Origin of the sequence: Paraburkholderia sp. SUR17, from assembly GCF_029536165.1 — a bacterium.
GTDB classification, from domain to species: domain Bacteria; phylum Pseudomonadota; class Gammaproteobacteria; order Burkholderiales; family Burkholderiaceae; genus Paraburkholderia; species Paraburkholderia kururiensis.
This window is the reverse complement of sequence record NZ_CP120508.1, coordinates 1,869,649-1,892,907: the sequence shown is the minus strand read 5'-3', so window position 1 is coordinate 1,892,907 and position 23,259 is coordinate 1,869,649. Positions and strand designations below refer to the sequence as shown.

The following is a 23,259-nucleotide window of genomic DNA, read 5'->3' as shown; positions in this document are numbered from 1 at the left end:
CCCCGTTCATCCGAACGGCGGTGCGGCGAATGGGAGCATGCAGGGCGCGCAGGCGCCTGCTGCCCGCGCGTCGCGCCTCTTCGGCGGCGACTGGCTCGAATGGATGCCGCCGGTTGCGCTCTGGGTGATTACCGCCGCGTTGATCGTCGCGCACCAGGGCACGGTGCTCACGCTCGCGTTTCCCGTGCTCGCCACGGTCACGGGCGTGTGGCTCTATTTCCGCAGCCCCGCGCGCTACGTCGGCTTCATGTGGTGGACCTGGTTTCTGAGCCCGGAGGTGCGGCGCCTTGCCGACTACGGCAAGGGCGGCTTCACACCCACGAGCCTGATCCAGATCGCGCCGCTCGCAGTGACCATGATCAGCGCGCTCTCGCTGCTGCGCTACTACCCGGTGCTCGCCCAGCGGCGCGGGTTGCCGGTGCTGCTGATACTAGGCGGCATCGGTTATGCCTTCATCGTGGGCGTGGTGGCAAGCGGGCCGCTCGCGGCCACCTACGACCTCGCGAACTGGATCTACCCGGTGCTGATCGGCTTTCACATCATGGCCAATACGCGCCAGTATCTGCAGTATCGCGACACCATCGTCAACACCTTCATCTGGGGCATGCTCGTGATGGGCGCCTACGGCGTGGTGCAGTTCTTCATCATGCCGCCGTGGGACGCCATGTGGATGATCGGCTCGAACATGAACTCGCAGGGCGACCCCGTGCCGTTCGGCGTGCGCGTGTTCAGCACGATGAACTCCTCCGGCCCGTTCGCGTTCGCGATGATGGGCGCCATGGTGCTCGTGATGGCCGCGCAGCATCGCTTTCGCTGGGTGGCCGGCGCGCTCGGCTTCCTCTCGTTTGCGCTTTCGCTCGTGCGCTCGACCTGGGGCGGCTGGGTCATCGCGCTCCTCATCCAGCTCATGAAGTCGAACAACCGCGTGCGCGTGCGCATCGTGGCAAGCGGCGTGCTGCTCGCGGGCCTCAGCGTGCCGCTGCTTGCCGTGGGCCCCGTCGCCGAGCGCATGCAGGCGCGGCTCGACACGCTCGTGAACCTGCGCGACGACCAGAGCTACGCCGCGCGCAACGAGTTCTACGCCAACTTCGCCAAAACCGCGTTCACCGACGTCACGGGCGAAGGGCTGGGCGCCACGGGCGCCTCGACCAAGCTCTCGAGCGACAGCGGCGAACTGGGCAAGTACGGCAGTTTCGACAGCGGCGTGATGAACATTCCGTTTGTGCTCGGCTGGCCCGGCACGCTGCTCTATCTCGCCGGCACGCTGTGGCTGCTCGCGCGGGCCGTGCGGGCGTCATTCGCGCTGCGCGAGGACCGTTATGCCTCCGCGTGCCTGAGCCTTGCGCTCGCCATCTTCGCGATGCTCGTCTTCACCAACTCGCTTGTGGGTACCGGCGGCCTGTTGCTGTTTTCAAGCGTGTTTTCCATTCTTTCCGCGGCACACTGGCAGAAATCTCAGAAAGCCATGCGCAGACGTGCCGCAACGCTCAACGGAGGCACCTGATTGAGAGTCGCCATCGTCACCCACGTGGTGCGCCACAACGACGGCCAGGGGCGCGTGAATCACGAGATTGCGCGGGCCGCGCTCGAAGAGGGCATGGAGGTCACGCTGGTGGCCTCGCACGTCGCGCCGGAACTGCTCGCACATCCGCGCGTGCGCTGGGTCTGCGTGAAGCCCGGCAAATGGTGGCCCACCAACCTGCTGCGCCAGCAGGTTTTTGCCGCAAAAAGCGCGCTGTGGCTGCGCGCGCATCGCAGCGAATACGACGTGCTGCACGTGAACGGCTTCATCACGTGGGCGCGTGCGGACGTGAACACCGCGCACTTCGTGCATAGCGGCTGGGCGCGCAGCCGGTACTACCCGTTCGGTATCGGCCGCAGCCTGTGGTCGTCGTATCAGTACGTCTATACGCGCTGCAATGCGTGGCTCGAACGCTGGGCCTATCGACGCTCGCGCGTCATCACGGCGGTGTCGAAGAAGGTGGCTGACGAGATTCGCAGCATCGGGCTCACGCCTTCCAACCGGCTCGACGTGATCTACAACGGCGTGGATACGCAGGGCTTCGCCGCGGCGAGCGGCGACCGCGCGAAATTCGATTTGCCCGCCGACGCGTTTCTGCTGCTTTTCGTGGGCGACCTGCGCACGCCGCGCAAGAACCTCGGCACCGTGCTCGAGGCACTGCGTGTGTTACCGCCGCGCGTACAGATTGCCGTGGCCGGCTACCTGCCGGGCAGCCCGTACCCCGAGATGGCCCGCAAGCTCGGCATTGCGGACCGCGTGCATTTTCTCGGTCTCGTGAAAGACATGCCGGCGCTCATGCATTCCGTGAACGCCTTCGTGTTTCCTTCGCGCTACGAGGCGATGAGCCTTTCGCTGCTCGAAGCGATGGCGGCGGGCTTGCCTGTCGTGACCGCGCGCACCGCGGGCGGCGCCGAGATCATCACGCCCGAATGCGGAATCGTGCTGGAAGACCCCGACGATCCGCACGCGCTGGCCGAAGCCGTGGCGCGCCTTGCCGATTCATCGGACCGCTGCGAGGCCATGGGGCGTGCCGCGAGCGAACTGGCCACGCAGTTCGGCTGGACCCGCATGGCGCAGCAGTATCTCGCGCTCTACCGGCAACTCGCGGACGGCGAAGCGGGCCGCCGCGCCGAAGCGCCCGATGCAGCCTACGCGCAATAGCGTGAAGCACTTAAGACGTGGCGAACGGGCGCCTGCGCCCAGGTACACGTCAGCAAGCAACCCATGCAAAACGACAAAGGAACTGCCATGACCACCCGTTCAATCAAGTCGCTACAGATCGGCATGCACTGGTTTCCCGAGCGTGCCGGCGGGCTCGACCGCATGTACTACTCGCTCGTCGGCGCGCTGCCCGGCGCGGGCGTGGAAGTGCGCGGCGTCGTGGCGGGCTCGCCGCGCGTGGCGGCCGATACGGGCGGCGCCATCAACGGCTTCGGCTCCGCGTCGCAGTCGCTGCCGCTGCGCCTCATGGCCGCGCGCCGCGCGCTGCGCCGCGAAATTCGCCGGCATCGGCCCGACGTGATCTCGTCGCACTTCGCGCTCTATACATTTCCCGGCCTCGACGTCACGCGCGGCATTCCGCAGGTCTCGCACTTTCAGGGACCGTGGGCCGACGAGAGCCAGGTGGAAGGCGCCGACTCGCTCGGCCAGCGCATGAAGCGCTACCTCGAGCAGTCGGTCTACGAACGTTCGTCGCGGCTCATCGTGCTTTCCAATGCGTTCGGCCAGATCCTCACGTCGCGCTACGGCATTCCGCCGGAACGCGTGCGTGTGGTGCCGGGCTGCGTCAACGTCGAGCAGTTCAATCTGCCGATGTCGCCGGCCGATGCACGGCTCAAGCTGCAACTGCCGCAAGGCCGGCCCATCGTGCTCGCGGTGCGGCGGCTGGTGCGCCGCATGGGGCTCGAAGATCTGATCGACGCCGTCGCTCTGCTCAAGAAGCGCGTGCCCGATGTGTTGCTGCTGATCGCAGGCAAGGGGCGTCTCGAAGGCGAGCTGCAACGGCGCATCGACGAAGCGGGGCTCAGCGACAACGTGAAGCTGCTCGGCTTCGTGCCCGATGCGCATCTCGCCGCGCTTTATCGCGCCGCTACGATCAGCGTGGTGCCCACGGTGGCGCTGGAGGGCTTCGGGCTCATCACGGTGGAGTCGCTCGCGTCGGGCACGCCGGTGCTCGTTACGCCGGTGGGCGGGCTGCCTGAAGCCGTGGCGGGCCTGTCACAGGATCTGGTGTTGCCGTCGACGGGGGCATCCGCGATTGCCGATGGCCTTGCTGCCGCGCTGCGTGGCGCGCTCCGTTTGCCGGACGCCGAGGCCTGCTACGCCTATGCGCGCGACAACTTCGATAACGCGGTGATCGCGAGGCGTGTGGCGCAGGTGTACGAGGAGGCGATCGCCGAACGCGTGCATTGAGGTGGAGCGGGACGCGGGCCGTGCGGCATGGCCTGCGGTCTGCAATGCGACGTGGCGACGTGGCGACGTGGAGCGACGTGGTTTTTTTCGCTGCGCTATCGGGCGAAGACATCGAGATAGCAGGCAAGGGTGGGTGAGGGCGCCGCTACCCAGCACCTCTACCCGGCACCCTTGCCCACCGCCTCTTCCGATCAGAACGTTTCGTGGATTTGATTACGCGCGAGATCGGCCTGAACCATCATCTGACACAACTGCTCCAGCGAGGTCTTCGGTTCCCAGCCGAGCACGGCCTTGGCCTTGTCCGCGCAGCCGATCAGCAGGTCCACCTCCGCAGGCCGATAAAAGCGCGGGTTCACGCGCACGAGCACCTTGCCCGTGGCCACGTCGATACCCGTTTCGCGTTCGTCCTTGCCCGACCATTCGAGCTGATAGCCGGCCGCGGCGAACGCCATGCGCACGAAGTCGCGCACGGTTTCCGTGCGGTTCGTGGCCAGCACGAAGGTGTCCGGCTCCACGGCCTGCAACATGCGCCACATGCCTTCGACGTATTCGAGCGCGAAGCCCCAGTCGCGCTTGGCGTCGAGGTTGCCCAGTTCGAGCACGTCGCGCTGGCCGAGCTTGATCTTCGCGACGGTATCCGTGATCTTGCGCGTGACGAACTCGCGGCCGCGCAGCGGCGACTCGTGATTGAACAGAATGCCGCTCGACGCGAAGATGCCGTACGACTCGCGGTAATTGATCGTGCTCCAGTGCGCGAACAGCTTCGCGACGCCATAAGGGCTGCGCGGGTAAAACGACGTGTCCTCGCGCTGCGGCACGGCCTGCACCTTGCCGAACATTTCGGAGGTCGAAGCCTGGTAGTAGCGCGTGGCGGGATTCACGATGCGAATGCCTTCCAGCAGATTCAGCGCACCCACGCCCGTGACTTCCGCCGTCGTGACGGGCTGGTCGAACGACACGCCCACGAAGCTCTGCGCCGCGAGGTTGTAGAGTTCATGCGCCTCGGCGCGTTCAAGCAGCCGCAGCGTGGAGCCGAGATCCGTAAGGTCGTGCTCCACGAGTTCCAGATGCGGATGATCGAGCACGCCCAATTCTTCCATGCGCCAGAAGTTCACGGAACTCGTGCGCCGGTAGGTGCCGGTCACGTGATAGCCCTTGCTGAGCAGCAGCTTCGTGAGATACGCGCCGTCCTGCCCGGACACGCCGGTGATGATCGCTTTGCGTTGATTGCTCATGGAATGTGCCTTCCCTATGTCGGAGAAAAAGTGTGCGCCCGAATGCCCGGGCCGTGCGTGTCAGGACTCAGGACTCAGGACTGGCCGCCGGGAACGTGCCCATGCGAGGCCGCGCGTTCGCCGCTGGTTTCGACAACGTCTCGCGCGTGGCGTGCCGCGCTGTTCGCCGTCCGTCCGTCACCCAGAAGTTTCTGCACGAGCGGATCGATCACTTCGAAGTCGTGTCCGGCCTTCAGCCGGTACAGCTCGGGCTTCGGATGCGCGCCGTCGGACATCATGAGTTTCCAGTCGGCAAGCGTCTGGATCGACGCGTAGTGATCGACGAGCGGCACGTGCTGCTCCTGGGCGACGCGCCGTGTCATCGCGACCATGGCGCCCAGCTTCGCGTTGAGGCGGCCATCGGGCATCGGGTTCGACGTTTGCAGCACGGGCAGCTTGCCTGCGGCGAGCGCGTCTTTCACGAGTGCGGTTTCGGCGGCATAGAACTGCTCGGGCGTCTGGTTGCGCATCACTTCGTTGATGCCGTAGTTGAGGGTCACGATCTGAGCCGGGGAGGACGCAAGGCGTTCCTTCCAGGGCGGATTGCGGCTGCTGCCGTCCAGCAGCTGGCTCGCCATCGTGCCGCCAATGCCGTAGTTCGCGACGCTCACGCGCTCGCCGTGTGCGGCGCGCAGGTCGTCCTGCAGGTAGGTCACGGCGTTTTGAGGACGCGGGCCGCAGCGGCCGTCCGCGCACGAAATGCCGAGCGTGGTGGAGTCGCCGTAGGCTTCTATCACGACGGTGCCGTTGCTCTTCGTGACGTCGTTCGCTGTAGCGGCGAGCACAGGCGAAGGGGCAGCGCCTGTGCTCAATGCCGAGACGCATGCGGCCATGGCTATCGCGGTGCGGCGAAGATCGCGCGTTGCCGCTTCACGCCGCACGCACGAGCCGGCACGCTTCATCAGGCGCTGGGTCAGACGCTTCATCGGACGCTTCATGCGCGCGTCCTCGCGGCGGCTTGTGCAGTTGATGAGGCTTGCACTGCCGACGTAGACCGCTCATGCGCTGACGTTGCCACTGGCGTACGCCCTGTGCCGAAGATGAGACGACGCTCGAACGCGAACCAGCTCAGGCTCGCATAGACGAGCGTGATGGCAAGCGCAATGCCCGCGCTCGCCAGGCGGCTGTGACCGAGCGGCCACACCGCGTAGAGCACGGTGAGGTGGATCAGGTAAATCGTGTAGCTCACCGTACCGATGTAGACCAGTACCGGATGGCACAGCACGCGCTTCACGATGCCTTTCGATTCCAGCGCGATCACAACGATCGACGTGCAGAGCACGAGCGAAATGCTGTAGAGCGCCGCGTTGGAAAGCGGCGTATTGGCCGCCCGAAAGCGCGGAAAGTGCAGATGCAGCCATGCGAGCACCGCGAGCGCCGCAACGAAGCCGAAGACCGCGAGCGGCTTGAAGCGGCCAATCGCCTGCGAATCGCGTCGCGACACCACCGCGAGCAGCGCGCCCGCGGCAAGCAGATCCATGCGGAACGGCGTGAGGTAATAGATGGGCCAGAACGTATCGAACCATGGGGTGGCCAGCGCACGCAGCAACGGCACCACGACGATCAGCGCCGCCGCAACGAAACCTAGCGCACGTTCGGAAACGAGCAGGACCACGAACGGCCAGACGATGTAGAACTGCTCCTCCACAGCGAGCGACCACAGCACGTTGAGACTGTCGTGCCCGCTCTGGCCCAGTGCGTCGCCGATATTGGTCGCAAAGAACGTGTACCACGGCCAGTACCTGGCCCAGCCGAGCCCGAACAGCAGCGACGACACCACCATGAGCAGCACGTACGGCGGCAGGATGCGCCGCGCGCGGCGCGCATAGAAGTAGCCGAAATAGGACACCTGGCGCGCCTTGCGGTCGAGCAGGATGCCGGTGATCAGAAAGCCGCTCAGCACGAAGAAGAGATCCACGCCCATCCAGAGCGGCGCCTTCAGCGCATGCTGCGCAAACACGGCGAGCACGGCGATGGCGCGCAGCCCGTCGAGCTGCACGATGCGCCGGCTGTGGGAGGGCGGGGCAGGCAAGGTACTCGCTGTCATGAACCGTCCACGAAAGTCGAAAGAAGCACGCGCAGAAGCAGCGGAAGGCCTCAAGGGCGCAACCGTCTTTGCGTGCAATTCGATTCTAGGGAAAAGAAAATGACGAAAAAACGGAAATGAAACAGCGTGAAACAACGATTGAATCCGATGAATGGCGAAAACCTTTCCGGTAATTCATTACCCATTTAGCCGAAAAGATGTAAAACCGCCCGGGATAGCGCTGGCGCGGGAATGGAATATGTCATACCCACGTCATTTCACCGTGCGTCGATGATCTTCGGGTTTTAACGAAATGACCTTTCAATCCTCTTCGCTGAAACGAATATTTTTGAATTATTTTCGATTTTCGTCGCGGAGATTTTTCCGCTTACTGTGATGCCTGTCCACGCGGACCGCCAGCCGGCCCGACGACCTCGGCGGTCCTCGTCGCCTCATCGCACGCTTTACTGACTGGAGGATGTGCTTGCCGCCGTTCGTCTTGCCATTGCGTTCGCCGCTTCGTTTGCAGTTGCGTTCGCGTTCGCGTCCCGACGCGTCGATCAGGCCGCTCGCGGCCACGCTCGTCTGCGCATTCATGGCGGCATGCGCCGCCATCGCGCCGCACTCTGCACACGCACAAGCAGCCCACGCACAAGCCGAAGCGAAAGCGCTCGACGTGAAGACCTCGTGGATCGGCAACACATTCGGTTACGGCGATGGCACGTGGGTTCAGATCAACATTACGGCGATCGCTGTTGCGCCGGACGGCAAGGTGTACACCAATGCGCCGTGGGACGAGAGCGGCGCCGAAATCAGCGTGTATCAGAACGGCAGGGCGCTCGGCTTCGCGGGCGGCACGCACGGCTGGGGCAACAGCGGCGGCAACGCAATTGCGGTGAACCGGCGCTATGTCTTTGCGGCCGTGGCGGTGGGCAACGAACGTGGGCGCCTGAAGGGCGCCGGCATCTGGCCGGACAAAGGACACCAGTGGTACGGCATCACGCGCCGCGAGATTGCAGACCCGAAGCAGGCGGCGCCTTTTCAGCCGCAGGCACAGCAGCAGGCAAAAGCCGCTGATCCGCATGCAAGGCTCGCCGCGAGCTTCCTGATGGTGAACGACGTGCCCACGCCGGGCACGAGCCCGGCAAACGCAGCGAGCGACGACAGCGCGAACCGCACCGGCACGACCAGCGAAATAGGCGGGCTTGCTGCCAACGACACGACGCTTTACGCGGCCAACACGGCGCGCAATCGCATCGAGGTCTACGACGCCGAGTCGATGATGCTGAAGACGAAGTGGGACGTGCCCGAACCGGGCCGCATGGCGCTCGCGGCCGACGGCACGCTCTGGGTGCTGACCGGTACACACAGCGGGCGCGCGCCGCACGTGGCGCACTACGCGGCCTCGGGCCGGGCCATCGACGACACGTTCGCCCTGCCCGCCGACACCGTGCCCGTCGATATCGCCGCGGATTCGCAAGGCCGCGTGCTGATTGCCGACAACGGTCCGCGCCAGCAGGTATTGATCTACAGCCGCAGCGCCGGACGTTATACGCAAACGGCGACGCTCGGCGAGCGCGGCGGCATCTTCGCGGGCATAGCAGGCCGCCCGGGGCCGCAGCGCTTCAACGGGCTCACCGGCGTGGGCGTGGATGCGCGCGGCAACATCTACGTGTCCACCAACGGCATCGGGCCGCCCGATAGCGCGAGCGGTCACAACGGTCCAATCGGCGCGGGTCTGGGCGCCACGCTCGAAAGCTATGCGCCCGACGGTCAGCGGTTGTGGCAATTGCAGGGGCTGCTGTTCGTGGATGGCGCGTGGGTGGATCCGTCGCGGCCGGACAGCGTCTACACGGGCAACAAGCGCTTCGTGCTCGACTTCTCGAAACCGGTGGGCGAGGAGTGGAGCTACGCGGGCTTCCTCTCGAACCGCTTCCGCTATCCCGAAGACCCGGTCTTCAACACGGACCAATGGCCAGGGCTGCCCACGGTGCGCAGGCTCAACGGCCACACGTTCCTCTACCTCACCGACATGTATGCGGACCACCTGAAGATCTATCGCTTCGACCCGCAACGTGAAGGCGAGACCGCGATTCCCTCGGGTTTCATCGCGGGCCGCGCGAAGGCCGTGGCGCGCGTGCCGAATGCGCCGCCCGGCGGCGACTGGATCTGGCGTGACGGGAACGGCAACGGCCGCTTCGACGCCGACGAATTCGACCTCAACACGAGCGGCACGAAGCTCGCGGGCGGCTGGGGCTGGTGGATCGACACGGCCGGCGACATCTGGCGCACGCGCGACGCGAAGGGCATTTTTCGCTTCCGCTTCGGCGGGCTCGATGCGAAGGGGAATCCTAAGTATTCGTACACGGACCTCACCGCGTATGCGGTGCCCGCGCCGTTCACCGAATTGCGCCGCGCGATCTACGAGCCCGAGACCGACACGCTCTATGCCACCGGCTACACGCAGGAGGCGCCGCCGGACCGTGCGTTCTGGAAGGAAGCGGGCCGCGTGCTGGTGCGCTACGACCACTGGTCGAGCGGCAAGCCCGAGGCGCGCTACACGGTCACGCTGCCGTGGAACACGCAGTCGAAGCCCATTGCCACGGCCATCGGCGTGACAGTGGAAGGGCAGTACCTGTTCGTGGTCGAGCCCGTGGGCGTGGTGCACGTCTACGACAAGGCGAGCGGCAAGGAAGTGGGCATGATCCGGCCGGGCCCCGAGGTGGGGCACGCATCGGGCTGGGTCGACGTGCCGTTCGGCGTGAGCGCCTACCGGCGCAGCAACGGCGAGTACCTCGTGTTCGTGGAGGAAGACGCGCGAGGCAAGGTGATGATGTATCGCTGGAAACCGGCTTGATGGGTCGTTGAAGCCGATGCGGGCACGCAGGCCCGCACGTTCGCAAGCAATGGTCACGACTCGCCGCGACCCACCGCGACCCAGCGCGAATATTTTTCTGTACGGGAAAACCCGGCTGCGCCGATTTTTTACGTGCTTTACTGCAGCGCGGCCTGCACGGCAGGCCGCCCGTTTCGGGCGAAGCCCGCCCTGGGCGCATGCACTTTCCACGCAAAGGCTTCATCTGATGGACAAAGGCATCCTCAAAAACGTCGCAATCAATTTCTTCGGGCTCGTGCTGCCGACCTTCGTGTCGCTCGTCACGGTGCCGTCGTACATCCATCTGCTCGGCGTGGAACGCTATGGCGTGATCGCGCTCGTGTGGACGCTGATCGGTTACTTCAGCGTGCTCGACCTCGGCATGAGCATGGCGGCGCAAAACCATATTTCGAAGGCGCGTGCCTCCAACGATGAAGGCGAATGCGCCGACGTGTTCTGGAGCGCCTTCTGGCTCAATCTGGGCACCGGCGTGATTGGCGGGCTTCTCATCTACTTCGGCGCGTTCATCTATACGGCGTACTTCACGAAGGTGCCGCCCGCGCTTCAACACGAGGTCTACATGGCGCTGCCGTGGCTCGCCGTGGCCATTCCGGTGGCGAACGTTTCGTGGGTGTTCGCGGGCGCGATCAACGGCGCGGAACGCTTCGGCATCTACAACGCGAACCAGACCATCGGCACCTTTCTGTTCCAGCTGCTGCCGCTCGGCGCCGCCTGGCTCATCGCGCCGAACCTGCAAAACGTGATTGCGGCGGCCGTCGTGGCGCGCCTCATTGCGGCCTGGCTGCTCGGACGTTCGGCGCTGCGCGTGCTGGGTCTCACGCGCATACGCGGGCCACGGCTCGGTACGTCGAAGGCGCTTTTCAGCTTCGGCGGATGGATGCTCGTGGCGAGCGTGACCAACATGGTGGCCGAATCGCTGGACCGCGTGCTGCTGGGCACCGGTCTGGGCGCGCGCTTCGTTACGTATTACACGGTGCCGCAGAACCTCGTGACGCGCCTCAACATCGTGCCCAACGCGCTCGTGCGCACCCTGTTTCCGCGCTTGTCCGCCGTGCGCCGCGACCATGCCGACGAGATCGCGCGCCAGTCCCTGGAATTCCTGAATGGTGTGTTCACGCCGGTCGCGCTCGTAGCCACCATTGTGCTGGAGCCGTTTCTGCGGCTGTGGGTGGGCAACGTCATCGCAAACGAAGCGGCACCCGTGGGCCGCATTCTCATCATCGGCGTGTGGCTCGTGGGGCAGGCCAGCGTTACGCGCATTCTCATCCAGTCGCAGAACAACCCCGCTGCGGCCGCGCGCGTGGGGCTCATCGAACTGCCCATCTTCGCGGGGCTGCTGTGGTTCGGCATCTCGCATTTCGGGCTCGCGGGCGCGGCGGTCGCGGTCGTGACGCGTGCGCTGTTCGACTACGTGGTGCTGCTGTACCTGAGCCGCATTCACATGCGGCCCATTCTGCTCGACATGCTGCCGCATCTCGCGTTTCTCGCGGGCAGCCTGTATCTCGCGAGCCTCGTGCCTACGCTCGCCATGGCCATTGCCGCCTGCGCGGCGGTGGTGGCCGCCAACGTCGTGTGGTCGGTCACGACGACACCCGCACTGCGCGAACTGGCCCGTTCGCTGCTGGTGCGGCTGAATCCGAGGAAAAGCGCATGAATCCCGAACTGCTCGAACCCGCCGCTCTGCAACCGGTGCCGCTCGCGCGCACCGAGGTTTCCGATGCCGCCGTGACACCGGCCGTGGCGCGCCGGTCCATACCGGCACGCCGCACGCCCGCGGGCAATCGGCCCGTGCGCATCGCGATCGTGCATGACTGGCTCGTCACCTATGCGGGCGCCGAGCGCGTGCTCGAGCAGATCGTGGCGTGCTTTCCCGAGGCGGACCTCTTCGCGCTGGTCGATTTTCTCGACGACCGCACGTTCCTGCGCGGCAAGCCCGTGACGACCTCGTTCATCCAGAACCTGCCGTTCGCGCGCGCGAAGTACCGCTCGTACCTGCCGCTCATGCCGCTTGCCATCGAGCAACTCGACGTTTCAGGCTACGACGTCGTCATCTCGAGCAGCCACGCGGTCGCCAAGGGGGTGCTGACGGGACCGGACCAGATCCACATTAGCTACGTGCATTCGCCGATCCGCTATGCGTGGGACCTGCAGCATCAATACCTGCAGGAATCGAAGCTCACGAACGGGCCCAAGTCCGCCGCCGCGCGTTTGATCCTGCATTACATCCGCACGTGGGACATCCGCACGGCGAACGCCGTGGACCACTTCGTCGCCAACTCGGAGTTCATTGCGCGGCGCATTCACAAGGTCTACCAGCGCGACGCGCAGGTCGTGTTTCCGCCCGTGGACATCGAGGCATTCACGCTCAACACGCAGAAGGACGACTTCTATCTCACCGCCTCGCGCATGGTGCCGTACAAGAAGATCGACCTCATCGTGGAGGCCTTCGCGCAGATGCCCGAGCGCAAGCTCGTGGTGATCGGCGACGGCCCCGACATGCAGAAGATTCGCGCGAAGGCGGCACCCAACGTCGAGATTATGGGCTATCAGCCGTTCGCTGTTCTGCAGGATCGCATGCGTCGCGCGAAGGCATTCGTGTTCGCGGCCGAAGAGGACTTCGGCATTTCGGTGGTCGAAGCGCAGGCTAGCGGCACGCCCGTGATCGCGTTCGGCAAGGGCGGGGCGCTGGAGACCGTGCGCGATCTTTCGGAGCCGAAACCCACGGGCCTCTTCTTCGACGAGCAACGCGCCGATTCCATCGTGGCCGCCGTCGAGGCATTCGAGTCCAACGCGCGCGCGTTCTCGCCGATGGACTGCCGGGCGAATGCCGAGCGCTTTTCCATCACGCATTTTCGCGAACGCTTCTTCTCGCTCGTGCGCTCCGCCGTGCCTGCACTCGAAGGCGCGACGCTGCCCGCGCTGGGGCAGCCGCCCGGCCTCGATGAATCGAAGCCTTCGGCCGCGGCTCGCGCGCTGCGTGTTCTCGCGGTGGACCAGAGCGGCGTGCTGGGCGGCGCCGAACTTTCGCTGCTCGAAATCGTGAAGGCACTGCGCGAGCGTATCGAAGTGGTGCTGTTCGAAGACGGACCGTTTCGCACGGCGCTCGATGCCGCGGGCGTTACGGTCAACGTGCTGGAGGCGGGCGCATTGCGTGCCGTGCGAAAGCAGGGCCGTGCGTTGCCCAAGGGCAAGGTGCTGGCGAGCGTCGTAGGCCTTGTGCGCAAGACTGCGCGACGCGCGCAGAGCGCCGATGTGATCTATGCCAACACGCAGCGCGCCATGGTGATCGGCGCGCTGGCGGGCCGGCTCGCGAAGCGGCCCGTGGTCTGGCATCTGCGCGACATCGTGAGCCCCGCGCATTTCGGCGCGGCGCAGCGCACCATCATCAAGTGGTGCGCGAAGCTCGGCATTGCGCACGTCATCGCGAATTCGCATGCCTCGGCGAAGGCGTTCGCCGCGCTCACGCAGTTCGACGAATCGCGCATCGACGTGGTGTTCAACGGCATCGACGAAGCGCCGTTCGAGGCCCTGCGCGAGGTGCCGCCGGCGCGCTTGCGGGCACGCCTGGGGTTGCCGCAGGACGCGTATCTGGTCGGCTCGTTCAGCCGCCTTGCGCGCTGGAAAGGGCAGCATGTGCTGCTCGAAGCGATGGTGCTCAACCCGCAGATGCATGCGGTGCTGGTGGGCGCGCCGCTGTTCGGCGAAGACGCTTACGAAGCAGAACTACGTGCCTATGTGCTCGCGAAGGGCCTCGGCGAGCGTGTGCATTTTCTCGGCTTTCAACGCGACGTCGCGGCCTGCATGTGCGCCGTGGATGTCGTCGTGCATACCTCGATCACGCCCGAGCCCTTCGGGCGTGTGGTGGTGGAAGGCATGCTCGCCGCGCGCCCGGTCGTAGCCGCGCGCGACGGCGGCGTGCTGGAGATCGTGGAAGACGGCGTGAACGGCCTCTTGTGTGCGCCCGGCGATGCGCACGCGCTGGCCGATACGCTCGCCGAACTGCGCGCGGACACCGGGTTGCGCGAGAGGCTGGTCGCCAACGGCTTGCAAACCGCGCGGCGGCGCTTCGGCACGAAGACTTATGTGGACGGCGTGGAACGCATTTTGCGAAAGGTCGCTGCCCCGCAGGCGATGGGGTAGCTTCAATCACGGAGCATCGGTCATGGTGGCGGAACAGAAGAAACAGAACAAAACAGGGACGCGCCAGCGCGCCGGCGAATCTGCCGAACAGCGGGTCGCGAAAGACGTTCATGAACGGGTTCGTACAGCGGGTCTCACGCGTATTGCTCGCGCTGTGATGGTTGTGGCGATGGCGGCCACGGTCGGCACCATGGCAACCATGGCACCCGATGCTCACGCGCAATACACCACCGACTGGCTCGCGAACACCTACGGCACAATCGCCGCGCACGTGGGCAACGGCGCGCGTTCCATGTGGGTCTCGCCCGAAGGCGTGATCTACACCTCGTCGTTGTGGGACGAGAACGAAGGCGGCGTCGCGATCTACCAGAACGGTCAGAGCGCAGGCTCGATCGGCATTCACAGCGAGTTTCAGGGCAGCGCGATCACGGGCAACGTCACGTCGATCTTCGCGGCGCTCCAGTACAGCACGACCTACGGCAGCGGCGCAGTGGGCCGCTATAACCGCACCACAGGCACGCGCGATCTGCTGATCCAGGTGAGCGCGTGGAACGCGGTGACGCGCGGCGACGTCATCACGGGGCTCGCCACGGCGGGCTCGCTGCTGTACGCCAGCGATTTCCCAGGCAACCGCGTGCGCGTGTACACCACCGACGGTACCTGGCAGCGCGACATCAATATCACGGGCCCCGGCGCACTCGCCGTGGACAGCACCGGCAACCTCTGGGTCGCGCAGCAGAGCGCGGGCACCGTGACCGAATTCAGCCCGACCGGCCAGTTGCTCAACACGATCCAGATGGCGACGAACGCACGCCCGTCTGCGCTGTACTTCGACGCATCGTCAGGTCAACTGATGGTGGGCGACGAAGGGCCGGACATGAACATCAAGCTTTACAACGTCGCCGCTACGCCGACGCTCGTGGGCACCTTCGGCGTGACGGGCGGCTACCTGGACAGCACGACCGGCGTGAAAGGGCAGGTGGGCCCTAAACGCTTCACGCGCGTGGTGGGCATCAGCAAGGACGGCGCGGGCAATCTCTACGTGCTCAACAATCCCTGGGGCGGCGGCTGGGACCTGGGCCGCAACGGCGCCACCGACATTCACTCGTACGATCCGGCCGGCAATCTGCGCTGGAAGCTGCAGGCGCTCAATTTCGAGGCCGCCGCTGCGCCCGATCCGGTCACTGACGGCGCGTTCTTCTACAGCGGCAACGAGGTCTACACGGGAACGGCGGGCGGCACCTATGTGGCGAACACCATCGATCCGTTCACCTATCCCACGGATCCGCGGCTCGACATGAACGACACGCAGCGCGGCCAGCACTTCGGCCAGCTCGTCGCCGTGAACGGCAACCGCATTCTGGTCGCGTCGGGCCAGAATCCGGGTGCCTTCAACTTCTATCACTTCAACCCGGCAAGCGGTTACGTCGCGATACCGGACGGGTCGCTGCCGGGCACCGCGTTCAATACGACGCGACAGGTCACAGGCGGCTTCTGTATCGACAGCCGTGGCGATATCTGGGCGGGACTCGACCGCACGAACCACATCTATCACTATCCGCTTACCGGTTTCGATGCGAGCGGCAGGCCCACATGGGGCACGCCCGTTACGATCCGTATTCCGACGAGCGTCCGCCCGCTCACGCGCATCATCTACCTGCCCGAGAGCGACACGATGATCCTCGCGCAGGGCATTGCGGGCAGTTGGGACTGGACGGCGATGAGCACGCGCATCGAGGTGTATCACGGGTGGAATGCAGGCAACACGACCACGCCGAATCCCGTCATCACGCTTACGAGCGCCAATGCGAAGTCGATGGCCGCGGCGGGCCATTATCTCTTCCTCGGCTACGTTCATACCGTGCCGAACATCGACGTGTTCGACCTCAACACCGGCGCGCTCACCACTACGCTCGTGAATAACAACACGAGCGCGATGGATGTGGGCAACGACGTGGACTCGATGTATGGCGTGCGCGCCTACCTGAGCTCGACCGGTCAATACGTGATTACGAAGGACAACTACAACGGGTCGAGCCTCGTGGTTTATCGCTGGACGCCTTGAGGCGTTGCCAGCGGTTTGGCCGCGCGCGGCTTGAGGCTCGCGGACCAGCGCATGGCAGGCAGTTCGACGATGCGATAGAAGAGCCAGGCCACGGGCAGCACGGCGAGCATGAAAGCGAACGACGGCCAGATCGCAAGCTGCAGTTCGGAGCGGAAGAACAGCGAGCCGAGCAGCACGAAGATGGGCAGATGGATCAGATAGAGCGAGTAGCTGAAGTCGCCGAAGCGTGACAGCACGCTGAGCGCGACCCCCGGTGCACCGTCGCCTGTGCGTGCCGCCGCGCCGCGCGAGGCCGCTTGTGCCGCTTGTGCCGCTTGCCGGCCAAGCGCCGCGTAGAGCCAGCACGCGAAGCCCGTGGCCCAAAGCTGGAATGCACCGTACTGGCCGAAGTGGAATGCGCCGCAGCCCAGCACGATGAGCGCGGCCGCAGCGGCATACCAGAGGCGCGACGGCTGCCGACGCGGCGTAGCGGCGCCCGATGCGACCGGTACAAAGGCCGCTGCAGGCCGCATGGCACCCGCGTCGGCAATCCACGCGCCCAGCATCCACGAGAGCCAGTACGACGTGAAGAACTGCAGATCGTGCCGCTCGAGCAGCCAGGCCGAGGCCGCGTTGACGAGTGCGACGAGCGCCACGAGCGCAGGCATGCCAATCCGCTTTCTGAGCGCGAACACGAGCGGATAGACCGCGTAGAACTGGATTTCGAGCGAGAGCGTCCAGAGCGCGCCGTTCGAACCATAGGTCTTGCCGGCTACGCCTTGCAGCGAGAACAGATTGACGAGGAACGCCTGCAGCCCGATGTCGCGAATCTTGTGGCTCACGGGCGGCAGGTGCAGGCTGATGGAGTCGAGTACGAACGTGAGAATCAGGGCGGCCAGCAGCACCGGATAGATGCGCGCGAAGCGGCGCGCCCAGAAATTGAGGGTAGGGAGCCGGTAGCCTGGTTGTGCCGCGAGCCGCTGGGCGCCGCCGCGGTGAATGCAATAACCGCTGATCACGAAGAAGATCGGCACGCCGGCAGAACCCCAGGCAACCGGCAGCGTAAGCCACGCGGCAATTGCGTCCGGCGTGAGCGCGTGTCCCATTGTCTGATGGAAGCTCTGCATGCCGACCCACACCACCTGGCGGCAGTGGAAATAGGCGACGAGCAGCGCGGCGAAGCCGCGCATGGCGTCGATGAGGTGTTCCTTGCCGGCTGCCGCGTCGACATGGAGCGTGTCGCGAAGCGTTTCGCGGACGGCGGCGACGCGCAGGGACGAACCGGCGGCATCGAGTGCGGGATCGCTCATTCGGGTCCTCGTGACGGATAACGGGTGATGACAGGCGCGTCGATGCGCCTGCCCCAATCGTAGTGCAGCGGGATGGCCAAAAATGCAGCGAAAAAATGGATAAAAAATCGCGTTGTAACCTGACGCAAAGATGTTGCCCGGAAATAAAGCCATTCACAGGAAGCGGGCTTTCGGCGGGATTTCGTCCTGAATTATTTGCCGTTTTTTTCGTGATAACTTGAATCTTGGTGAATCTCGCATTCTTCTGTTCAAGGGTAGAGCCATGAATCTGCATCTACTGGCGGGCATTGCCGTCATCCTGATTCTCGTGGCCGCTTCGGCCTACCGGGAAGCCTTGCGCAACGAGCCGATCCGGCGCTTTACGACGTCTTCCGGCAAGTTGCCGGACGCCGACGAAACCGAGTAGACTGGCGTTCTGCTCGGGTATGCGTGGCATGTCGTGTGCGCTATGTCGGCGAGGCCATTCAGGCCGGAAAATCATGCTGCACCGCAATTTTGCTGGCTGCAAATCTTTCCGGCGGCGGTATCCACATGAGTTCGGTTCCGCGCATACCACCTGTTTTTTTCCTGCTAGCGTATTCAAAGAGGCAATGAATACGCCATGTCACAAAAATAATTTCCACCAGACTTTTCGGGGATGCCGGCTCGCCGCTGCACGGGCGTGCCATATATCGGCAATCGATGGGGGAATACCTGCAATGCTAAAAGTTACCAAAGCTGTCTTTCCTGTGGCTGGTCTCGGGACACGCTTTTTGCCCGCTACCAAGGCAAGCCCGAAGGAAATGCTGCCCATCGTGGACAAACCGCTGATCCAGTACGCGGTAGAAGAGGCGATCGCGGCGGGCATCACGGAGATGATCTTCGTAACGGGCCGCAGCAAACGCGCCATTGAAGACCATTTCGACAAGTCGTACGAGATCGAGGCGGAACTCGAAGCACGCCGCAAGGACAAGCTGCTCGAACTCGTGCGCAGCATCAAGCCGAGTCACGTGGATTGTTTCTACGTGCGCCAGCCCGAAGCGCTGGGCCTGGGGCACGCGGTGCTGTGCGCCGAAAAGCTCGTGGGTGACAGCCCGTTCGCCGTGATTCTCGCAGACGACCTGCTGCACAGCACGACGCCGGTCATGAAGCAGCTCGTCAACGTCTTCAACCACTATCACAGCTCCGTGGTGGGCGTGGAGACGATCGCGCGCGAGCACAGCCGCTCGTACGGCGTGGTGGACGGCCGTGAATGGGAAGAGGATGTCATCAAGCTTTCGGGCATCGTCGAAAAGCCGGCTCCGGAAGTGGCGCCGTCGAACCTCGGCGTGGTGGGGCGCTACGTGTTGATGCCGACCATCTTCAAGCACATTCGCGCACTGAATCCAGGCACCGGCGGTGAGCTTCAGCTGACCGACGCGCTGCAATCGCTGCTCGCCGAGGAACAGGTACTGGCGTACCGCTATCACGGCACGCGCTTCGACTGCGGCAGCAAGATCGGCTACCTCAAGGCGACGGTGGAGTTCGCGCTGCGCCACCCCGAAGTCAAGGACGAGTTCGAGGAATATCTGCAGGCGTATCTGCCTACCCTGATCACGGCGGCGGCCGCCTGATTCCGGGGCCGGCTCCGGCTACCGGGGCCGCCACAGCACAAGTCATTCTCGAGTTCAAACGGGCGACCGGTCAGCAACCGGTCGCCCGTTGTCATTTCGTCTTCCCGATCAACACGAACACGTGCCCGGACGGTGCGGCGCTTCGTAGCACGGCAGTTTTTCCGCGTCATGAAGGTGTGGCCAGGGAAAGCACCAGGCATCGCGCGAAATTCGTGTTTCATGCACGGTTCGCATCTTTCGAAGTCCAGAACAATGGGTCGTAAAATCGTGCCGTCCAGCGCGCGCGCATTCATCAGACCATAGCGCTTCGCGCTTGAACTAAAAGAACAATCTAAAGAGGTTCAGAACGTCTGACGCTCACCGTACCTAACGCCTGACGGCACGGGCGCGCACGCACGACCTTGCACACAACGACAATTGCGCGAGGCGAACATTGAGCTAAATCAAATGAACGACCCCGCGTTTCGTCTCGCATCGGCACCAGGGAAAGCGCGCAGGAATCTCGTATTCCTAAAGATAAAAAACGGCTCGCCGTTAACTTGCCTAGCCATCCTGGGTCCGTATATCGCCATCGTTTTACGGATGTCCGGAAGGCCGCCCTTGTTCAACTCCTTGGGAAAAGGAATCTCAAATGCGCAAACTTCTGAAGGCATTTGTCCGCGACGAACGTGGCGTGAGCGCCATGGAGTACGCCATCATGGCCGGCATCGTTGCTGTTGCACTGACCGCTGTGGGAACGGCATTCAACAACAACATCACGGCGCTCTTCGCGAACCTCTACACGAAGATCACCAACGCTTCGGCGAGCTGATTCGTCTGGCGAGGGGAGTCTGCCGCGTGCCGGTTCCCCTGCTTGCATCATGCCGTTACTTTCTCTCGCCCTTCGGGCCGTGGCGCTGGCCGTGCTGTTCTCGCTCGCCGTCATCGACGTGCGTGCGCGACGCTTGCCTACGCGATCCGTGCTCGCACTCGGGCTGCTTTTCTTCGCGGATGCGCTCGTGGTTCACCGCAGCGCGTCCGATGTGCTCTCTCACGTGGTGCTGGCCGGCGTGGTCTTCGCGGTCTGTGCCGTGCTGTTCGCGCTCGGCTGGATGGGCGGCGGCGACGCCAAGCTGGCCGCGGCGATCTTTCTGTGGGCGGGCCTGCCGCTCTCGTGGCCCGCACTCGTGCTGATATCGGTGAGCGGCACGGTAGTCGCGCTCGTCAGCCTCGCGACGCAGCGTCTTGACCCGCAGCATCGGGCGCGAGCGGTGCGGGCGCTGGCGATGTTTTCGGGCACGCGCGGCGTGCCCTATGGCGTTGCGCTCGCTGCGGGCGGCACGGCCGTGATCGGTCTGCCCGCGTGGTTCTCGCTGGTGGCTGTGCGATAGAAGGGGCCCGCCATGTCGAACATCATCAAGATTCTGCTGCTGCTCGTGGGCGCCGTGCTGATCGCGTTGATCGTGCGAACGGTCGTGGCGAGCATTTCGCATCCCGCGGCTCAGGCCGTGTCCACCGTGAAGATCCGCGTGAGCGCGGCAGATTTGCCGCAAGGTCTGCTGCTGCGCGACGACGACCTCGCCTGGAAAGACGTGCCCGCAGGCAACGTGCCGGCCGCCGCCATCGTCGCCAACGCGCCGAACGCCATCGAATTGAAGGGCGCGCTGCTGCGTCACGCAGCAGCGGCGGGCACCGTGCTCGGCCCCGACGACGTGATTCTGCCGAGCGCGCCGGGTTTCCTCGCCGCGACACTCAAGCCCGACATGCGCGCCGTCTCGGTCGCGATCGACGATGTTTCCGGCAACGCCGGTCTGATCCAGCCGGGTGATTACGTGGACTTGCTGCTCACCCAGCAGATGGACCACCGCACAGATTCCCCGGACCTCGCCGTATCGAGCGAAACCGTCGTGGAGCGCGTGCGCGTGCTGGCGGTGGGTTCGGAACTGAGCCGCCCGAAAACGAGCGACGCCCCCGACGCCAACAACCGCGCGCGCACCGTGACGCTGGAAGTCACACCGCACATGGCCGAAGTGGTGTCGGTCGCAGCGCGCCTCGGCAGCCTGTCGTTCGCGCTGCGCAGCTTCGCGAAGGCGAGCCGCGAGGCCGACGCTGCCGCCGCTGTACCTGCCTCGGGACCGCTGCAGGCGCACCCCGTCTGGGCGGGCGACATATCGAGCGCAGTACGCGAATTGCCGGCCCCGCACGTGGCGCGCGCCGCGCAAGGCGCACCTGTTGCCGTCGCGCCCACGCCGAAGTCCGTTGTCATCTATCGCGGTTCGGAACGCTCGGACAACCTGGGTGGCGGCAGTGCCGGCACGCCGCCGCTGCCCTCGACCATGGCGGCTGCTGCGGCGGCCCTGTCGGGCAACGCCGGCATGCCGGCGGGCGGCCCGCCGCCGGCGCCGGGCGCACCCGAGCAACCCACGCGTTGACGCGCATGGTGCCTTTTTCAGGAACCCGAAGCATGAGCCAGCCCTATAGTCCGATTCGCAGCGCCGCGCCGTACGCCGGAACTCGACGCGCGGCGTGCCGGGCGCGCGTCTGGGCACGCGTCTGGGCGTTCATCCGGGCGGCCGGGCTCGCGTCGGCCGCGCTCACGTGGATCGTGCCCGCGCAAGCGGCTGCGCCGCAGGGCGAAGCAACGGTGGCCGGTCGTCAGGCGATCGGCGCAAACAGGAAGGAAGCCGCCGCATCGCGCAGTTCACACGACGCGCGCGAAACCAACGCGGCGCGCGCCGAACTCCCCGCATACGGAAACGGACCACTCGCCGTCACCGCGGGCAAGGGCACCTTGCTGCGGCTCAACGAGGACGCCACCTCGGTTTTCGTGGCCGACCCCAATGTGGCCGACGTCCATGTGCCGTCGCCGCGCGCGGTGTTCGTGCTCGGCAAGAAGAGCGGCACCACGACGCTCTATGTGCTCGGCCCCAACAACCGCACGCTGCTGCAACGCGCGATCACGGTTTCGCGCGACACCGACGCGCTGCGTGCCGCACTCGCCGCGCGCTTTCCGAACCTGAAGCTCTCCGTGACGGAAGGGGTGGGCTCGTTGCAGATTGCGGGGGACGTCGCCAACGCCGCCGATGCCGACGCCGTCGTCCAGGCCGTCACGCCCTGGCTCGACGACAAGGAGGTGCTGATCAACCGCATGACGGTGGCCCGGCCGCTCCAGGTGCAGTTGCTCGTGCGCATCACGGAAGTGGACCGCAACGTCACGCAGCAACTGGGCATCAACTGGCAGTCTATCGGCAATGCTACGGGCAACTGGTTCGGCGGCGTTTTCAGCGGCCGCCCGATCTTCACGACGACCAATGGCGTGACCGCGGCCAACCTGCCGACGAACAACGCATTCTCGCTGTTCGGCGCGTTTTCGACCGCCCACAGCAACCTCCAGGTGCTGATCGACGCGCTCAACGAGGAAGGGCTCCTCACCGTGCTCGCCGAACCGAACCTGGTCGCGCTCTCGGGGCAGACGGCGAGTTTCATTGCGGGGGGCGAATTTCCGATTCCGGTCTCGCAGGTGAACGGCGCCATCACCGTGGATTTCAAGCAGTTCGGCGTGAAGCTCGACTTCACGCCCACCGTGCTCGCCGACAACCGCATCAGCCTCAAGGTGCGCCCGGAGGTGAGCCAGATCGACACCTCGGTCAGCGTGACCACGGGCGGCATCACGGTGCCGGGTCTCTCGGTGCGCCGCGCGGATACCACGGTGGAACTGGGCAGCGGCCAGAGCTTCGCGATTGCGGGCCTGCTGCAAAGCGTGACGAAAGACACGGTGTCGCAGTTGCCTGGCCTCGGCTCGATTCCGATTCTCGGCAAGCTGTTCTCCTCCACGAACTACCTGAACAACAAGACCGAACTCGTCATCATGGTGACGCCGTACATCGTGCAGCCCACCCAGGCCGCGCGCCTGCGCTCGCCGCTCGAATCGCTGCAGTCGCCGGCCAACGACATCGAATACAGCTTCGGCCGGCGCTTCGGGCATGCCCCGGGCGACGGCACGGCGAGCAGCGCCGAACCCCGCCTCGTGGGCGCGGCCGGCTACGTCTACTGAGAGGCCCGCC

At 65.1% G+C, this 23,259-nt stretch carries 18 protein-coding genes; 13 read left to right on the top strand and 5 right to left on the bottom strand.

The annotated features are described in order from the left end of the window. The first annotated feature begins 37 nt into the window (after positions 1–37). The 3 genes from P2869_RS08350 (at position 38) to P2869_RS08340 (ending at position 3,934) form a co-directional block, all read left to right on the top strand. Positions 38–1,504, top strand: a complete 1,467-nt coding sequence (locus P2869_RS08350; protein WP_277598078.1) for a glucose-6-phosphate isomerase — start codon at positions 38–40, stop codon at positions 1,502–1,504. After that, complete coding sequence (locus P2869_RS08345) at positions 1,505–2,683, top strand: glycosyltransferase family 4 protein (protein ID WP_176048979.1); 1,179 nt, start codon at positions 1,505–1,507, stop codon at positions 2,681–2,683. Between the two features lie 87 nt (positions 2,684–2,770). After that, positions 2,771–3,934, top strand: a complete 1,164-nt coding sequence (locus P2869_RS08340; RefSeq protein ID WP_126877287.1) for a glycosyltransferase family 4 protein — start codon at positions 2,771–2,773, stop codon at positions 3,932–3,934. 191 nt (positions 3,935–4,125) lie between these two features. Here P2869_RS08340 and gmd read toward each other — a convergent pair whose 3' ends face one another. The 3 genes from gmd to P2869_RS08325 form a co-directional block, all read right to left on the bottom strand. Beyond that, the gene (gmd, locus tag P2869_RS08335; protein WP_277597996.1) at positions 4,126–5,169 is read right to left on the bottom strand and encodes a GDP-mannose 4,6-dehydratase; all 1,044 of its coding nucleotides are present in this window, start codon (positions 5,167–5,169) and stop codon (positions 4,126–4,128) included. Positions 5,170–5,243: 74 nt separating this feature from the next. Beyond that, on the bottom strand, positions 5,244–6,041 hold the full coding sequence (locus P2869_RS08330) for an SGNH/GDSL hydrolase family protein (RefSeq protein ID WP_277598077.1): 798 nt from the start codon (positions 6,039–6,041) through the stop codon (positions 5,244–5,246). A gap of 101 nt (positions 6,042–6,142) precedes the next feature. After that, a complete protein-coding gene (locus P2869_RS08325) occupies positions 6,143–7,255 on the bottom strand; it encodes an acyltransferase (protein WP_277597995.1) in 1,113 nt (370 codons plus the stop codon). A gap of 574 nt (positions 7,256–7,829) precedes the next feature. Here P2869_RS08325 and P2869_RS08320 point away from each other — a divergent pair. The 4 genes from P2869_RS08320 to P2869_RS08305 all read left to right on the top strand — a co-directional run bounded on the left by P2869_RS08320 (position 7,830) and on the right by P2869_RS08305 (position 16,335). Continuing rightward, the gene (locus tag P2869_RS08320) at positions 7,830–10,091 is read left to right on the top strand and encodes a hypothetical protein (protein ID WP_277598076.1); all 2,262 of its coding nucleotides are present in this window, start codon (positions 7,830–7,832) and stop codon (positions 10,089–10,091) included. Between the two features lie 226 nt (positions 10,092–10,317). Beyond that, on the top strand, positions 10,318–11,784 hold the full coding sequence (locus tag P2869_RS08315) for a flippase (RefSeq protein ID WP_277597994.1): 1,467 nt from the start codon (positions 10,318–10,320) through the stop codon (positions 11,782–11,784). Beyond that, entirely contained in the window at positions 11,781–14,270 is a 2,490-nt protein-coding gene (locus P2869_RS08310) for a glycosyltransferase family 4 protein (protein ID WP_277597993.1), read from the top strand. The genes P2869_RS08315 and P2869_RS08310 overlap by 4 nt, the downstream gene beginning before the upstream one ends. A 190-nt stretch (positions 14,271–14,460) precedes the next feature. Continuing rightward, entirely contained in the window at positions 14,461–16,335 is a 1,875-nt protein-coding gene (locus P2869_RS08305) for an SMP-30/gluconolactonase/LRE family protein (protein ID WP_277597992.1), read from the top strand. On the opposite strand, the gene P2869_RS08300 is transcribed toward P2869_RS08305, so the two are convergent. Beyond that, positions 16,317–17,624, bottom strand: a complete 1,308-nt coding sequence (locus P2869_RS08300; RefSeq protein WP_277597991.1) for an acyltransferase — start codon at positions 17,622–17,624, stop codon at positions 16,317–16,319. The genes P2869_RS08305 and P2869_RS08300 overlap by 19 nt on opposite strands. Positions 17,625–17,886: 262 nt before the next feature. On the opposite strand from P2869_RS08300, the gene P2869_RS08295 reads away from it, so the two are divergent. After that, the gene (locus tag P2869_RS08295) at positions 17,887–18,030 is read left to right on the top strand and encodes a hypothetical protein (RefSeq protein ID WP_017773931.1); all 144 of its coding nucleotides are present in this window, start codon (positions 17,887–17,889) and stop codon (positions 18,028–18,030) included. Between the two features lie 58 nt (positions 18,031–18,088). Here P2869_RS08295 and P2869_RS08290 read toward each other — a convergent pair whose 3' ends face one another. Further along, a complete protein-coding gene (locus P2869_RS08290; RefSeq protein WP_277597990.1) occupies positions 18,089–18,247 on the bottom strand; it encodes a hypothetical protein in 159 nt (52 codons plus the stop codon). 75 nt (positions 18,248–18,322) lie between these two features. On the opposite strand from P2869_RS08290, the gene galU reads away from it, so the two are divergent. The 5 genes from galU (at position 18,323) to P2869_RS08265 (ending at position 23,249) form a co-directional block, all read left to right on the top strand. After that, complete coding sequence (galU, locus tag P2869_RS08285; protein WP_026121272.1) at positions 18,323–19,216, top strand: UTP--glucose-1-phosphate uridylyltransferase GalU; 894 nt, start codon at positions 18,323–18,325, stop codon at positions 19,214–19,216. A gap of 631 nt (positions 19,217–19,847) precedes the next feature. Next, positions 19,848–20,027: a Flp family type IVb pilin gene (locus P2869_RS08280; RefSeq protein WP_199540037.1), complete on the top strand. Its 180-nt coding sequence runs from the start codon at positions 19,848–19,850 to the stop codon at positions 20,025–20,027. Positions 20,028–20,076: 49 nt separating this feature from the next. Beyond that, positions 20,077–20,586: a prepilin peptidase gene (locus tag P2869_RS08275; protein ID WP_277597989.1), complete on the top strand. Its 510-nt coding sequence runs from the start codon at positions 20,077–20,079 to the stop codon at positions 20,584–20,586. A 12-nt stretch (positions 20,587–20,598) separates the two neighbouring features. After that, positions 20,599–21,627 carry a Flp pilus assembly protein CpaB gene (gene cpaB / locus P2869_RS08270; protein ID WP_277597988.1) on the top strand — a complete coding sequence of 343 codons (1,029 nt, stop codon included), beginning with the start codon at positions 20,599–20,601 and terminating at the stop codon, positions 21,625–21,627. A gap of 32 nt (positions 21,628–21,659) precedes the next feature. Next, positions 21,660–23,249 (top strand): type II and III secretion system protein family protein, encoded by a 1,590-nt coding sequence (locus P2869_RS08265; protein ID WP_277597987.1) that lies wholly within the window; start codon positions 21,660–21,662, stop codon positions 23,247–23,249. Positions 23,250–23,259: the final 10 nt, after the last annotated feature.

Excerpts from the sequence above, each read along its gene's own strand:
- P2869_RS08265 (WP_277597987.1), top strand. The coding sequence starts at position 21,660 with ATGAGCCAGCCCTATAGTCCGATTCGCAGCGCCGCGCCGTACGCCGGA.
- P2869_RS08330 (WP_277598077.1), bottom strand. The coding sequence starts at position 6,041 with ATGGCCGCATGCGTCTCGGCATTGAGCACAGGCGCTGCCCCTTCGCCT.
- P2869_RS08340 (WP_126877287.1), top strand. The coding sequence starts at position 2,771 with ATGACCACCCGTTCAATCAAGTCGCTACAGATCGGCATGCACTGGTTT.
- P2869_RS08275 (WP_277597989.1), top strand. The coding sequence starts at position 20,077 with ATGCCGTTACTTTCTCTCGCCCTTCGGGCCGTGGCGCTGGCCGTGCTG.
- P2869_RS08280 (WP_199540037.1), top strand. The coding sequence starts at position 19,848 with ATGCGCAAACTTCTGAAGGCATTTGTCCGCGACGAACGTGGCGTGAGC.
- P2869_RS08320 (WP_277598076.1), top strand. The coding sequence starts at position 7,830 with ATGGCGGCATGCGCCGCCATCGCGCCGCACTCTGCACACGCACAAGCA.
- galU (WP_026121272.1), top strand. The coding sequence starts at position 18,323 with ATGCTAAAAGTTACCAAAGCTGTCTTTCCTGTGGCTGGTCTCGGGACA.
- cpaB (WP_277597988.1), top strand. The coding sequence starts at position 20,599 with ATGTCGAACATCATCAAGATTCTGCTGCTGCTCGTGGGCGCCGTGCTG.
- P2869_RS08305 (WP_277597992.1), top strand. The coding sequence starts at position 14,461 with ATGGCAACCATGGCACCCGATGCTCACGCGCAATACACCACCGACTGG.
- P2869_RS08310 (WP_277597993.1), top strand. The coding sequence starts at position 11,781 with ATGAATCCCGAACTGCTCGAACCCGCCGCTCTGCAACCGGTGCCGCTC.
- gmd (WP_277597996.1), bottom strand. The coding sequence starts at position 5,169 with ATGAGCAATCAACGCAAAGCGATCATCACCGGCGTGTCCGGGCAGGAC.
- P2869_RS08300 (WP_277597991.1), bottom strand. The coding sequence starts at position 17,624 with ATGAGCGATCCCGCACTCGATGCCGCCGGTTCGTCCCTGCGCGTCGCC.
- P2869_RS08315 (WP_277597994.1), top strand. The coding sequence starts at position 10,318 with ATGGACAAAGGCATCCTCAAAAACGTCGCAATCAATTTCTTCGGGCTC.
- P2869_RS08325 (WP_277597995.1), bottom strand. The coding sequence starts at position 7,255 with ATGACAGCGAGTACCTTGCCTGCCCCGCCCTCCCACAGCCGGCGCATC.
- P2869_RS08350 (WP_277598078.1), top strand. The coding sequence starts at position 38 with ATGCAGGGCGCGCAGGCGCCTGCTGCCCGCGCGTCGCGCCTCTTCGGC.
- P2869_RS08295 (WP_017773931.1), top strand. The coding sequence starts at position 17,887 with ATGAATCTGCATCTACTGGCGGGCATTGCCGTCATCCTGATTCTCGTG.